This window comes from Solirubrobacter phytolaccae (assembly GCF_027587195.1).
Taxonomy (GTDB): domain Bacteria; phylum Actinomycetota; class Thermoleophilia; order Solirubrobacterales; family Solirubrobacteraceae; genus Solirubrobacter; species Solirubrobacter phytolaccae.
This window is the reverse complement of sequence record NZ_JAPDDP010000046.1, coordinates 30,519-42,894: the sequence shown is the minus strand read 5'-3', so window position 1 is coordinate 42,894 and position 12,376 is coordinate 30,519. Positions and strand designations below refer to the sequence as shown.

General features: G+C 73.0%; 15 protein-coding genes. 4 read left to right on the top strand and 11 right to left on the bottom strand.

Annotated elements, in window-relative coordinates:
* Positions 1–57 precede the first annotated feature (57 nt).
* Positions 58–594 carry a hypothetical protein gene (locus OJ997_RS22415; protein ID WP_270027470.1) on the bottom strand — a complete coding sequence of 179 codons (537 nt, stop codon included), beginning with the start codon at positions 592–594 and terminating at the stop codon, positions 58–60.
* A 5-nt stretch (positions 595–599) separates the two neighbouring features.
* On the bottom strand, positions 600–1,595 hold the full coding sequence (locus OJ997_RS22410; protein ID WP_270027469.1) for a hypothetical protein: 996 nt from the start codon (positions 1,593–1,595) through the stop codon (positions 600–602).
* Between the two features lie 124 nt (positions 1,596–1,719).
* Here OJ997_RS22410 and OJ997_RS22405 point away from each other — a divergent pair, with 124 nt between their 5' ends.
* Positions 1,720–2,265, top strand: coding sequence for an RNA polymerase sigma factor (locus tag OJ997_RS22405; RefSeq protein WP_270027468.1), 546 nt, complete (start codon positions 1,720–1,722; stop codon positions 2,263–2,265).
* On the top strand, positions 2,262–2,912 hold the full coding sequence (locus tag OJ997_RS22400) for an anti-sigma factor domain-containing protein (RefSeq protein ID WP_270027467.1): 651 nt from the start codon (positions 2,262–2,264) through the stop codon (positions 2,910–2,912). Before OJ997_RS22405 ends, OJ997_RS22400 begins: the two co-directional genes overlap by 4 nt.
* On the opposite strand, the gene OJ997_RS22395 is transcribed toward OJ997_RS22400, so the two are convergent.
* The 3 genes from OJ997_RS22395 to OJ997_RS22385 form a co-directional block, all read right to left on the bottom strand.
* Positions 2,909–4,243, bottom strand: coding sequence for a patatin-like phospholipase family protein (locus OJ997_RS22395; RefSeq protein WP_270027466.1), 1,335 nt, complete (start codon positions 4,241–4,243; stop codon positions 2,909–2,911). The genes OJ997_RS22400 and OJ997_RS22395 overlap by 4 nt on opposite strands.
* A 70-nt stretch (positions 4,244–4,313) precedes the next feature.
* A complete protein-coding gene (locus OJ997_RS22390; RefSeq protein ID WP_270027465.1) occupies positions 4,314–4,652 on the bottom strand; it encodes an STAS domain-containing protein in 339 nt (112 codons plus the stop codon).
* The gene (locus OJ997_RS22385; RefSeq protein WP_270027464.1) at positions 4,645–6,636 is read right to left on the bottom strand and encodes a SpoIIE family protein phosphatase; all 1,992 of its coding nucleotides are present in this window, start codon (positions 6,634–6,636) and stop codon (positions 4,645–4,647) included. Before OJ997_RS22385 ends, OJ997_RS22390 begins: the two co-directional genes overlap by 8 nt.
* Positions 6,637–6,675: 39 nt before the next feature.
* On the opposite strand from OJ997_RS22385, the gene OJ997_RS22380 reads away from it, so the two are divergent.
* Positions 6,676–6,894, top strand: a complete 219-nt coding sequence (locus tag OJ997_RS22380; protein WP_270027463.1) for a hypothetical protein — start codon at positions 6,676–6,678, stop codon at positions 6,892–6,894.
* On the opposite strand, the gene OJ997_RS22375 is transcribed toward OJ997_RS22380, so the two are convergent.
* From OJ997_RS22375 to OJ997_RS22355, 5 genes are read right to left on the bottom strand one after another with little or no spacing between them, the layout of a single operon-like run.
* Entirely contained in the window at positions 6,891–8,639 is a 1,749-nt protein-coding gene (locus OJ997_RS22375; RefSeq protein ID WP_270027462.1) for a copper resistance CopC/CopD family protein, read from the bottom strand. The two genes, OJ997_RS22380 and OJ997_RS22375, sit on opposite strands and share 4 nt — an antisense overlap.
* Complete coding sequence (locus OJ997_RS22370; RefSeq protein WP_270027461.1) at positions 8,636–9,325, bottom strand: hypothetical protein; 690 nt, start codon at positions 9,323–9,325, stop codon at positions 8,636–8,638. The genes OJ997_RS22375 and OJ997_RS22370 overlap by 4 nt, the downstream gene beginning before the upstream one ends.
* Positions 9,322–9,996, bottom strand: a complete 675-nt coding sequence (locus tag OJ997_RS22365) for a DUF1775 domain-containing protein (protein ID WP_270027460.1) — start codon at positions 9,994–9,996, stop codon at positions 9,322–9,324. The genes OJ997_RS22370 and OJ997_RS22365 overlap by 4 nt, the downstream gene beginning before the upstream one ends.
* The gene (locus OJ997_RS22360) at positions 9,993–10,355 is read right to left on the bottom strand and encodes a copper resistance CopC family protein (protein WP_270027459.1); all 363 of its coding nucleotides are present in this window, start codon (positions 10,353–10,355) and stop codon (positions 9,993–9,995) included. The genes OJ997_RS22365 and OJ997_RS22360 overlap by 4 nt, the downstream gene beginning before the upstream one ends.
* A gap of 48 nt (positions 10,356–10,403) precedes the next feature.
* On the bottom strand, positions 10,404–10,709 hold the full coding sequence (locus OJ997_RS22355; protein ID WP_270027458.1) for a hypothetical protein: 306 nt from the start codon (positions 10,707–10,709) through the stop codon (positions 10,404–10,406).
* Positions 10,710–10,774: 65 nt separating this feature from the next.
* On the opposite strand from OJ997_RS22355, the gene OJ997_RS37750 reads away from it, so the two are divergent.
* Complete coding sequence (locus tag OJ997_RS37750) at positions 10,775–11,125, top strand: c-type cytochrome (RefSeq protein ID WP_270027457.1); 351 nt, start codon at positions 10,775–10,777, stop codon at positions 11,123–11,125.
* A 36-nt stretch (positions 11,126–11,161) separates the two neighbouring features.
* Here the strand turns inward: OJ997_RS37750 and OJ997_RS22345 are convergent, their stop codons facing one another.
* The gene (locus OJ997_RS22345; RefSeq protein WP_270027456.1) at positions 11,162–12,370 is read right to left on the bottom strand and encodes a DEAD/DEAH box helicase; all 1,209 of its coding nucleotides are present in this window, start codon (positions 12,368–12,370) and stop codon (positions 11,162–11,164) included.
* Positions 12,371–12,376 lie beyond the last annotated feature (6 nt).

The following is a 12,376-nucleotide window of genomic DNA, read 5'->3' as shown; positions in this document are numbered from 1 at the left end:
CAAGACGTTAGCTGATCCGGCCGGACGCAAGCGCTGCGCCCGGCCGGACCGTACCCCTCAGAAAAGCCGGTAGCGCACCGTGGCGTCGCCGAGCTTGAGGCCCGGCGGGATCGTCCCGGGCGCCAGCCCGAACGCGCTGTCGAGCGCGCCGGCGGCCACCGCCGTCAGCGACCCGCCGACCGGGCCGAGCCTGAGCGTCCCGCCGCCGAGCCCAACTCGCGTGCGTGAGAAGTCCAAGGCCAGGATCGGGACGCGGGCGCCACCGACGAGCGCCGTGAGCTGGCGCCGCATCGGATCGATCCAGAACGTCTCCAGCTTGACCGTGGTCGCGCCGGCGGTCAGCGAGATCCCGCCGCTGTGGCGGATCGTCCCCGACAGCAGCGCGCCGAACGGCTTGTTGGTGATCGGGAACGCCAACGCACCGTCCGGCGTGGCCGCGGCCGGCGCGATCGGCGCCGGCGTCACGCCCAAGCCGGTGAGCGCCGCGACGGCGCCGGGGTCGAGCGTCAGCGTGGTGGCGCCGTACGTCCGCGCCTCGGCGGCGGCGGGCGCGAGCAGCATCAGCGCGGCCAGGGTGGCAATGAGCTTGCGCATGGTCATCACTCCGCGGTGGCTTGGACGGTGGCCGTGCCGAGCAGCAGGCCTTCGGTGAACGCCGTGGTGGCGAACGCCTGGTTGAGCGCGGCGGCGGCCGCGCCGGTGAGCTTGAGCGCCGCGCCGGCCAGCGTGATCTGGCGGCCCTTGACCGAGGCCTTCAGCGCGGCGAGGTCGACGGTGAGGATCGGCACGCGTGCGCCGCCGACGAGCGCGGTGAGCTCCGGCGTGTCGTCGATGCCGATGGTGAAGTCGGTCAGCTCGACGCGTGTGGCGCCGCGTGTGAGCGCGATGCCGCCCGAGTGCTCGATCGAGCCGGCATAGGTCTTCGCGTCCACGCGTCCGCCGGTGATCGGGAACGCCAGCGCGTCACTGCCGATCGGCGCCGCGGCGATGCCGAGGCTCTGCAGCGCGGCTCCGGCGCCCGCGGCGAGCGTCACCGACGTCGTGCCCGACGCCAACGCGACGGACTCGGGCGTGGCGCGCACGGTCACGCTGCCCAGCTCCAGCCCGGCACGGAACAGGTGGGTGCTGAAGGTGGCGTTCAAGGCCTTCGCGGCCGCCCCGGTCAGCGCGACGCGCACGCGGGAGATGCGCGTGTCGAGCCCCGCGCGGGTCACGCGGGCCTTGCTCGTGTCCAGCTCGAGCAGCGTCACGCGGGCGCTGCCGACGCGGGCCGTGAGCGTGGCCTGCCGCGCCAACTTGACGGTGAACGAGCGGGCGGTGAGGGACTTGCCGCCGGCCGAGAAGCGCAGGCCGCCGGAGTGCTCGATCGTGCCGCGGGCGCCGTCGAGCGAGCCGCCGGTGATGGGGAACGAGACCCCACCGCGGGCCGGCTTGACGGGAGCGACGCGCACCCCGTTGTCGGCCAGGACACGGGCGATGCCCCGGTCCAGCTTCAGGGTGGTGGTGCCCGACGCAAGCGGGTTTTGCGCATGCGCAGCGGGCGCTGCGGCCAGCAGCGATAGCGCCGTGGCCGCGGCGACGAGGTTTCTGGTCAAGGACTCCTCCGAGGGTCGTTTGACGTCTGTGACCGGCCCTACGTGTGGTGCGCCAGGTTCGGATTCGGCACAACCGGGTGCCGATGCGCCACGTAGGAACGGGCATGGCAACATGCGGGTCCGCGTGGCCTTCGAAGACCGGGCAGAACGGCGACTCATCGAGCGCCTTGCGCGCCGCGATCCCGCGGCCGTCCGCGAGCTGTACGCGCTGCACGGCCGCACGACGTTCGGCTTCCTGCTGCGCCTGCTCGACGACCGCGCGGCCGCTGAGGACGTCCAGCAGCAGGTGTTCCTCGAGGCCTGGCAGCACGGAGATCGCTTTGACCCTTCACGAGGGAACCTCGTCGCCTGGCTGCTCACGATCGCCCGCAGCCGTGCCGTCGACCATCTCCGCCGCCGCGTTCCCGAACCCCGTGATCCCGCGGCCACGGTCACGCTCGCGGACGGAGCGGAAGCCACCCGGATCGACGAGCTGCTCGAGCAGTGGCGGCTCGTCGGCGTGCTCGACCAGCTGCCGCCGGAAGAGGCCGAGCTGCTCCGGCGGCGCTTCTACCTCGAGCAGAGCCAGACGGAGATCGCGGAGGCGACGGGCATGCCGCTCGGGACGGTCAAGACGCGGATGACGCGCGCGCTGCGCCACATGCGTGAGCTCCTGGAGGGCGGGTCGTGAGCGACGCGACCGACTACCTCCTGGGCGAGATGGACCCCGAGCGGGCCGCCGACTTCGAGCGGGCGCTGGCCACCGACACCGCGTTGCGGGCCGAGGTGGACGCGCTGCGACCGGTCGTCACCCGGCTCGAGCACCTGCCCGCCGACGGCTGGGACGCGGCTGCTCCGCCGCCGCTCCGGCTCCCGGGGATGCCGGAGCCGTCGGCCCCGCGGCGCGCCCGTCGACTCGTGCTGCGACCGGCGGTCGCGGCGCTGTGCGCGCTCGCCCTGCTCGCCGGAGGCGTCGGCCTCGGCGTGCTGCTGGACCGTGACCCGGAGCCGAGCACGCCGCTCGCGCTTGCCCCGGTGGGCGGACTGGACCCGACGGCCACGGGGCGCGTCGGCGTCGGCAGCGATCGCGTCACGGTCCGCGTGAACGGCCTCAGGCCGACCGGCGACGGCGAGTTCTACGAGCTCTGGCTGCTCGGCGAGCAGCAGCAGCTGGTCGGGCTCGGCTCGTTCCGGGTCGACAAGGACGGCACGGCCACGCTCCGGCTTCCGCTCCCGGTCGACCCCGGCGCGTTCCGCTACTTCGACGTCTCCCTCGAGGCCGGCGACGGCGACCCCGGCCACTCGGGCGTCTCCGTGCTGCGCGGCCCCAGCACCTAGTGGCGCCGCCGCGCCCGGAACTCGTCGAGCGCGACCGCGTCGGAAGACACCTCGGGCGCCTCGAAGCCCACCGCGCCCGCGTCGGACGACCAGAAGCCCGGGTGCTCCTCCAGCCAGCGCCGCGCGTCGCGCCGGCCGAGCTCGAGCAGCCGCTCGATGAACACCTCGTCGAAGAAGATGAACGACAGCAGCTCGCCGCGCGCGGCCGCCCCGCCACCGCCGAGCAGGCGCGAGAGCAGCGCGAAGTCGGGTGACCGGAGCCCGCGCAGCCCGCCGTAGCGCTCGCGGAACACGGCCTCGGCCAGCGCGCCGATCTCGCCCCGCCGCGTCGGGGCGACGAGCGCGTAGGAGATCCGCCGGTACGGCGGCCGGCCCTGCGCCTCGCGGTACGCACGGGCGGCGCGCGAGGTGCCCGTGGACGGGTGCTCGGCGAAGAACGCGTTGACCGCGAGCATCCGCCGCACGTCGTGCGCGACCTGGTCGAGCAGCAGCCCGTCGAGCGCGTTCGCGGCGACGTCCGCCAACCGCGGTGGGGAGAACGCGGGCGCGTGGGGCGAGACGGCGGCGCGGCCCGAGCCGTCGCCGGTGGTGCGCGGCGTAGCGGCCGGCGCACGTGCGCCCGCGAAGGGCTCGTACCCGACCACGATCACGCGCTCCGCGCCCAACGCCAGCGCGGGCGAGATCGGCGCGTTCAGCCGCGTCGCGCCGTCCACGTAGTGGCCCGCGGCCCCGAGCGGCGCCGTCACCTCGACGGGCGGGAACAGCAGCGGGATCGCGGCCGAGGCGCGCACGTGCTGGCCCTCGAGCCGCGTGTGCACGTACTCGATCTCGCGGTCGCTGCGCGGCGGCTTGGCCGCGCTCTCCACGAACCCGACGGGCACGCCGCGCTCGACCGACGTCGCCATCACGCACACCGCGTGGATCACGCGCCCGGCGACGTTCGCGTGCAGCGCGTCCCAGTCGATCCAGCCCTCAAGGCTCCGCGCGAGCGGCGACGGATCGAGCAAGGACGCCGCCCGCATGCCCGGCAGCTCGAGCAGCTCACCCGCCAGCCGGGCGAGGCCGAGCCCCGTCCCGACGCCGATCACCGGCCGGATCACCGACCCCTTGCGCACCGACCGCCAGTGCTCGAGGAACGTCAGCGCCTGCTCGCGCGCCGGAAGCGAGGCGACCGCCGCCACGACCGCGGCGTTGATCGAGCCGACGCTCGTCCCGCACACGATCTCGACCCGCTCCCCGCGCTGCTCGAGCGCGGGGACCAGGATCGAGAGGGCGCCGGCTTCATACGCACCGCGCGCCCCACCACCGGGGAGGACGAGACCGATCTGCACTCGTGGCCGACAGGTTGCCCGGCCCCGCCGCGCTCGCGTGTGGACCGCGGGCCAAGATGTGCGCGCCGCGTCAGGACAAAGCGGCCAGCGCCGCCTCGCGGCTCGGGTAGAGCGCGAGCAGCCGGTCCACGCCGCGGAAGCGGAAGATCGACGGCGGCTCGTCCTGCGCCACCACGAGCGCCACCGTGCCGCCGCCCTCGCGCGCCCGCGCCGACGCGGTCAGCAGCGTCGAGAGGCCGGACGAGTCGATGAACGTCACGGCCGTGAGGTCGACGACGAGGTTGGTCGCCTCCGCGAGCGCGACCGTGATCTGGTGGTCGAGCGCGGCGACGTTGGAGAACGTGACCTCGCCGTCGACGGCGACGACGGCGGTGCCCGGCCCGAGCGGCTCGGTGATGATCTCAGCCACGGTCCAGCTCCAGCCACACACGGTGGCGGTCGGTGCGCTCGGTGCCCCAGCGGGCCGCGCACTGGTCGACGAGGTACAGGCCCCAGCCTCCGGGGCCCTCGGGGTTCGCGATCGGGCGCTCGGGCAGCTCGAACCCGGGGCCGTCGTCGTAGACGCTCAGCTGCACCGTGCGCGGCGCGATCCGCACCTCGATCGCCACCGTCCCGCCCTCGACGCCCGTGTGGCGGACGGCGTTGGCGACGAGCTCGGTCACGAGCAGCCGGACGTCCATCGCGAGCCGCTCGCCGAGCTCCGCGGCGATCGGGGCGAGCGCGTCCGCGACGTCGTGCGCGGCCCGCGGGGCGGCGGCGAAGCGCTGCGAGACGCGCAGCGGCGCGGCGACCCGCAGCGCCAGGCAGGCGATGTCGTCGCGCGGGTTGCCGCCGGCGTTGGCGACCGCCGTGCGCTCGAGGTGCTCGACCACCGCGCGCGGCCCCTCGGCGGCCTTCTCGGCCACGAGCCGGGCGAGGTCGTCCTCGCTCAGGATGAGGCGCGGCGCGGCGGCCTCGCTGACGCCGTCGGTGTAGAAGACGAGCAGGTCGCCGGGCTCGAGCGCCAGCGCGACCTCCGGCAGCTCCGGGCGCTCGATGATCCCCAGCGGGGTGCCGACGTCCCCGATCGGCGTCGCGGTGCCGTCGGCGCGGGCGAGGATCGGGAGCGGGTGACCGGCGGTCGCGAGCTCCAGATGAACGCCCGCGGGGGTGAGGTCGATGCGCGCGAGCGCGGCGGTCACGAACCCCGGCGCCTGCTGGCGCAGCAGCGCGTCGTTCAGGCGGACGAGCTGGTAGCTCGGGCGCAGGCCGGCGACGGCGTGCGCGCGCAGCGTGTAGCGGGCGAGCGCGGTGACGGCCGCGGCTTGCGGGCCCTTGCCGCAGACGTCGCCGACGACCAGCGCGAAGCTCCCGTCGCTCTGCCCGAACACGTCGTAGAAGTCGCCGCCGACCTCGTTGCCCTCGCCCGCGGCGCGGTACGTCGCGGCCAGCTCCAGCCCTTCGATCGTCGGCAGGTGCGGCGGGAGCAGGGCACGCTGCAGCGTCTGGGCCGTGCGCGTGCGCTCCTGGTAGAGGCGGGCGTTCTCGATCGCGATCGCCGACTGCGCCGCGATCCCCGCGACCATGTGCTCGTCCTCGGCGCTGAACATGCCCGGCTCCGGATGGCCGAAGAAGAGCCCGCCGACGACCTCGCCGTCGCTCGTGAGCACGGGCACTGCGAGGTAGCTGCGCACGGGCAGATGGCCCTCGGGCATGCCGTGGTACGGCGCGCTGTGGCCGTAGCGCGGGTCGGCGAGCACGTCATCGAGCCGGACGACGCCCTCGCCGTTGAACGTCGGCGCGAAGATGTCGGTGTTGCGCGGCATCGGGAAGCGCTCGAACGCGCTGCGCTCGACGCCCGAGAGCGTGTAGAGCATGTACGCCTCGCCGGCGTCGGAGATCACGTTGTAGAAGAACGCGCCGAACTGCGCCGGGGTCAGCTCGCGAGCCGCGTCCGTGGCGAGCTGGACGATCTCCTGCAGCTCCAGCCGGCGCGAGATCGCCTGCCCGACGCGGTGCAGCGCCTCCGCGCGCTGCTTCTCGAGCAGCAGCCGGCGGCCGGTCTCCTCGGCCTCCACGCGCGCGGCGTGCTCGCGGTTGAGCAGCTCGAGCGTCTCGATCGCGTTGGCCGCCATCTGTGCGAGCGCGGACACGATCGCCTCGTCGTCGCGCGTGAACGCGCCGTCCTTGTCCCACAGCTCCAGCAGCCCGAGGCTGGAGCCGTCACGGGCGACGAGCGGCGCGACGAGCCGCGGGCCGTGCGGCGCGCCGTTGGGTCCACGGCGGGCTGCGGCCTGGCGCGCGCCGATCACATCACGCGCAGCGGCCGCGACGATGTTCAGCACGTCCTCGTCGGTCGCGGCGGCCGTGACGGCGCGCGCAGCGTCGGCGAGAGACCGGAGCGGGTCGCTCATCGGGCGGGATCGTATTGACCCGTGGCATCCTTAACGGCGATGAGTGATCTCGAACGCCGCGGCGGCTCCCGCCCCTCCCGCAAGCAGCGCGCCGACCGCGCGTACCAACTCGTGCTCGCGACCGGCGGGTTCGGCCTCGTCGGTGCGATCGGGCTCCTGCTCTCGATCGTCGGCGTGCTCGAGGTCGGCTTCCTCTCCGTCATCGCGCTCGTGATCGCCGCGATCTGCTTCGTGCTGCTGCGCCGAACGATGCGCTAACCGTCGATCGGCACCTCGAACTTCGACGTGTACTCGTCGAAGTCGGAGATCCGCACGGTCATCTCCATCGTCCAGTCGCCCGCCACGCCGAGGCTCGCCGCGTTCACGACGTAGTGGCCCGGGCCGGCGACGTTCGGCTCCAGCGTGATCTTGGCGATGTTCTTGGACGGCATCTCGGCCGTCAGCCGCAGCTCCTTGGCGGCCTCGTAGGGCGCGCCGGACTTGCGGTCGAAGAGGTAGACGTGCGTCTCGTTGGGGCCGACGCGCGCGGGGTCGACGGTGACCTCGACGCGGGCCGGGCCGACGTTGACGGTGGTCGAGAACGGCCCCGCCGACTGCGCGGTGGACGGCGCGTAGCTCGACAGCGCGCCCGTGGCGCCGAGCGCGATCACGCCGAGCGCGAGCTCGACGACCAGTATCCGACGCAGCAGCACGCCCGTCTTGCCCGGTGAGCCGGTCAACCGCTTGAGCGCCGGCACGAGCTTCTGCCGGTTGTACGCGCCCAGGGCGATGATCGCCAGCGCGATCACGATCTTGATCAGCACGGAGCGGCCGAACGGCGTGTCCAGCAGCGCACCGAAGCGGCCGACCTCGATGATGCCCTGGACCGAGCCGGAGATGAGCAGCACCGCGAGCGCGGGGCCGGCGAGCGTCGAGAAGCGGCCGACGACGGTCGCAAGCAGCGGCGTGCGCTCCTCGGGCTCGACGCCCGCGGTGGCCGCGCGCAGCGCGAGCACGAGCACGGCGACGCCGCCGAGCCACGCCGCCATCGCCAGCACGTGCAGGACGTTCATCGGCATCAGGACCGCGACGGGCTTCTGCACGCTCGTGTGACCGCCGAGCGACGGCAGCAACGTGATCGCGAACAGGGGCACCGCGAGCGCGACGACCCTCGCCTTGCGGCTCGGGTCGTTGGGAGAACTCGCCTGGAGGGCTCGCTCTCCCGTCTCGTGCTGGGCCGGCAGGTCGCGCAGGGGGCGCAAGGCCAGCAGCACCACGAGCACGACCAGCCAGACAGCGGCGCCGATGCCCCAGGCCCGGCCGAAGCGGGTGCCGAGGACCTCGGTGAAGACGTCCGGCCGCGCGGCATTCCAGAACGACTCGCCGGAGCCGATCGCCCCCTGCAGGATCACGGCCAGCAGCGCGGACACCAGGCCCGTGAGCGCGGCGGCCAGGAGGATCCGCTCCAGACGGGCGGTGAACGGGCGCGACTCGCGGCGCGCCGGGCGCCAGCAGAAGAGGAAGAAGATCAGGGTGCCGAGGCCGAGCGCGATCGCCGTGTACTGCAGGCCACGCGCGACGGCGAGCGCCGTGTTGGTGACCGGGGCGGACGTACCGGAGCCGAGCAGCTCGTCGAGCGTCGCCGACGGGGCCGCGCCTTCGCCGACGGTGAACACGAAGCCGGACGAGATCGGGTGGCCGTCGGCGCTGACGACGCGGTAGGTCGCGGTGTAGGTGCCGTCGCCGAGGCCGGGTTTGAGCTTGATGGCGATCTGCTCGCCGCGGTTGTTCGGGTGGAAGGCCTCGCCCGTCTGGACCTCCTTGCCGCTCGCGTCGAAGACGCGCAGCGCGCCGAAGCTCGCCTCGACGGACTCGTCGAAGATGAAGACGACCTCCGGCGGGACGGCGTCCAGCTTCTGGCCGCGCTCCGGGACGGTCGACTGCAGCGTCGCGTGGGCGAGCGCCGAAGCCGGCGCGATCAGCCCCGCGAGCAGGACCAGCGTGAGGGCGAGAGCCCGCCTCACCACGCTTCGACGGGTGCCTTGGGCTGCTGGTCGGCAGGCCCGGAATCCCCGCCGTCATCCGACGAGCGGCGACGGCGCACGACGAAGACCGCGACCGAGAGCACGATGAGCAGCGCGGCGAACCCGAAGATCGCGCCGATCGGCAGGCCGCCGCTGTCCAGCGGCACCCACGTCAGCGTGCCGGTGACCTCGCCCTTCTGGCCGCCGATGGAGATCGGGATCTCCCACTTGTCGTCGATCACCGTCTCCTTGCCCTTGTCGGTGAGGTTCGGCGGGTCGCCGGCCCCCATCCAGTGCATGCGGTGGTCGTGCCACTCGAAGCGGCCGCTCTTGGACTGCTCTTTCCAGTTCGGCTCCGAGCCGAGGTCCTGCGGCACCGCGGACTGGCCCTGGCGGTCCTCGTTGAGGTAGTACGCCTTCGAGTTCGTGTTCAGGAGCACGGTGCCGTCCGCCTTGACCTGCGCGTACGGGCCGTTCTCGTAGTCGAAGATCTCGATGTCCTTGCCGCTGGTGTTGTGCAGCAGGATGCGGTCGTCGAAGTTGAGGATCTCGAAGTTCGCGCCGTCGGTCGTGGGCGTGACGGTCTTCACGACCGAGCGGTAGTTCGGGTTGCCCTCGTGGGCGAGCGCGACGGGCGCGGCGAACAGCAGCGCGACGAGGGCGAGGAGTGCGGCGGGCTTGGTCATGGTGTGCGGCGGCGCAGTTGCAGGAGGACAGCCACGGCGGCGAGCGCCACGGCCACGATCGAGAGGATCAGGGGCAGCGGGGAGTCCGAGTCGTCCTCGGCCGGCGACGAGAGGTTCAGCTCGGTGTCCTCGCCTTCACCGCTGGTCGGCGCGGCCGCGGTGGCGGTCGCCGTCGCCTCGGTCGCGTCCTCCGCGCCCTCACCGCCCGCGTTCTGGCGCGGCGCGTCGGCGCTGACCGTCGTCACCGCGGCGGGGTTGTCGGAGTCCGGCGCGCCGATCCAGCGCGAGACGGACCCGTCGTCGTAGGTCTGGATCGCCTTCCAGGAGATCTCGCCCGGCTGCTCGGGCGTCGAGGCCAGGAACGAGAAGCGCGCGAAGCCGTCCTCGGCCAGCTCGCCCTTCCACGTCACGGTCTCGAGGCTGCCGTCGGCACCCTCCTTGTTCTCGCGCGTCCATCCCTCCGGCTCCTGGAAGGAGAACGGGATCAGGTCCTTCGGGATCTGCAGGGTGACCTCGGTCGTGTGGGCGTCGCGCTCGTTCGGCACGATCACCTCGAACAGGACGGGGTCGCCGGGCGCGACGAGCGCGGGCCGGACCTGCACGTGTGCGGACGCGGGCACCGCGGCGACCAGCGTCGCCGCGAGCGTGGCAAGAAGGGTGCGGCGGATCACTTGATCTTGAACTTGAAGGAGCCGGTCTGCGTGTGGCCGTCGGCGGCCTTCATCGTCCACTTGGCCGTGTAGGTGCCGGCGTTCTTGGAGGACTTGATCGGCACGGCGAGGCGCTTGACGTCACGCGGGTCGCGGCCGCCCTTGCCGGAGGAGATCGTGCCGCTCGGGCCGGTGACCTTGATCGTGCCGCTGCGGATCTGGCCCGAGAAGGTCACGGTGACCTTGCTCAGGTTCTTCGAGACCGACTTGTTGTTGCCCGGGTAGGTCGACTTGACCTCGGTGTGGGCGAAGGCGGTCGCGGTGACGATCGCGGAGACGGCGGCGGTGGCCGCCAGGGCCGTGGTGACTTTGTTGCGCATGTGAGTGTCCTTCTTCCGGGTTGACGGCGCGCGGGGCGCCACGTTCGCTCAGGTGGTGACGGCGAACGCGGAAGGGGGTGGCCGCATCGCGAGCGCGGATGCGGCCGGACCGGCCGTGGGGCGAGCGATGAGCGCCAGCCGGGGGCGGGGCATGGAGACCGCGCGCGGGAGCGCGACGGCCGGGCGACGACGGTCGCGCAGGCGCTCGATCAGCGCCTCACCGGGCCGGAAACCGCCCGCGAGCAGCGCGAGCAGCAACAGCGCCGGCGCCATCGTCAAGGCAAGGCCGGGCGACGCGACCAGCGCGGTCGCGACCAGCGCGAACATGCAGACGAACGCCAGGGCGCGCTTCATCGCAGACGAGGATAGGCGAGAACCGCCGCGTCCGACATACCTATTGGCCAGATAGGGTGCGTCGTGTGAAGATCCCGGCTTGTGTCGCCGCGTTCGGTGCGGCGCTCGTCCTCGCGGCTTGCGGGGGCGGTTCAGATGGTGAGAGCACCCCGACTCCGGCGCAGGGTGGAGGCGGTGGCGCGGCCGACGGTGCGGCGCTGTTCACGCAGAACTGCGCGAACTGCCACACGCTCGCGGCCGCCGGCGCCAAGGGCCAGGTCGGCCCGAACCTGGACGACCTGCGTCCGGGCCCGGACCTCGTGAAGTCCCAGACCGAGAACGGCGGCGGCGCGATGCCGTCCTTCAAGGGCAAGCTCTCGCCCGAGCAGATCCAGGCGATCGCGGACTACGTCAGCGAGAACGCCGGAAAGTCCTAGCCGCGGCGCCCGAGGGCGCCGCGACTGACACGAGGACTAGCGGGAAGCGTGGTTGTTGTTGCTGCGCGCCGGGCGGCGGCGGCGATTGCGCCGCGCGGGGCCGCCCGTGGCGTGCGGGCGCGCCGTGCTGGCGGCCGCGAAGCCCGTGCCCTCGAACTCACCGTGCAGCTGCAGGGCGGCGGCGATCCGGCCGACGTCCTTGGCCTGGTCGGCCTCGACGAACGTGATGCCGATGCCGGTGCGGCCGGCGCGGCCGGTGCGGCCGATGCGATGCACGTAGCCCTCGCGGTCGTCCGGCGCGTCGAAGTTGATCACGTGGCTGACGCCTTCGACGTCGATGCCGCGGGCGGCGACGTCGGTGGCGACGAGCGTGGTGACCCGGCCCGACTCGAACGCGGCGAGCGCGCGCTCACGCTGGTTCTGGGACTTGTTGCCGTGCATGGCGACGGCCTTGATGCCCTGCGTCTCGAGGCGCTTGACGAGGCGGTCGGCGCCGCGCTTGGTGCGCACGAAGACGAGCGCGAGCTCGGCGTCGTTGAGCTCGGCGACGAGCGCCGGAAGGCGGCTGTCGCGGTCGACGGCGCGGAAGCGGTGCTCGATCTCGCCGCGCGACTCCTCGGTCGGACGGTGCTCGTGCGTGACGGCCTCGTACGTGTACTCGGCCGCGATCCGGCCGGCCTCGCCGTCGAGCGTCGCGCTGAAGAACAGCGTCTGACGGTCGTCCGGGCAGCGCTTCACGAGCCGGTCGACGGCCGGGCGGAAGCCCATGTCGAGCATGCGGTCGGCCTCGTCGAGGACGAGGATCTCGACGTCGGAGAGCGAGATGGCGTTACGGGCGAGCAGGTCCTCGAGGCGGCCGGGCGTGGCCACGATCATGTGCGCCGCGCGGGCGTTCTTGATCTGCTTCTCGAAGCCGACCCCGCCGTAGACGGAGGCGACGCGGATGCCGCGGGCCTCGGCCATCGGCCGCAGCTCCTCGACGATCTGGCTCACGAGCTCACGCGTCGGCGCGAGCACGAGCGCCGCGATGCCGCGCTGCTTGGGGTCGAGCTGGTCGACCGTGGGTGCGCCGAAGGCGATCGTCTTGCCGGAGCCCGTGGGGGACTTGGCGAGCACGTCACGCCCGTCCAGGACATCCTCGATCACGAGGGCCTGGATGGCGAACGGGGACTGCATGCCGTTCTTGGCGAGCGCGCCCACAACAGGCTGCGACAGGCCGAGATCGGCGAAAGACTTCTGGGACAAAGAAAC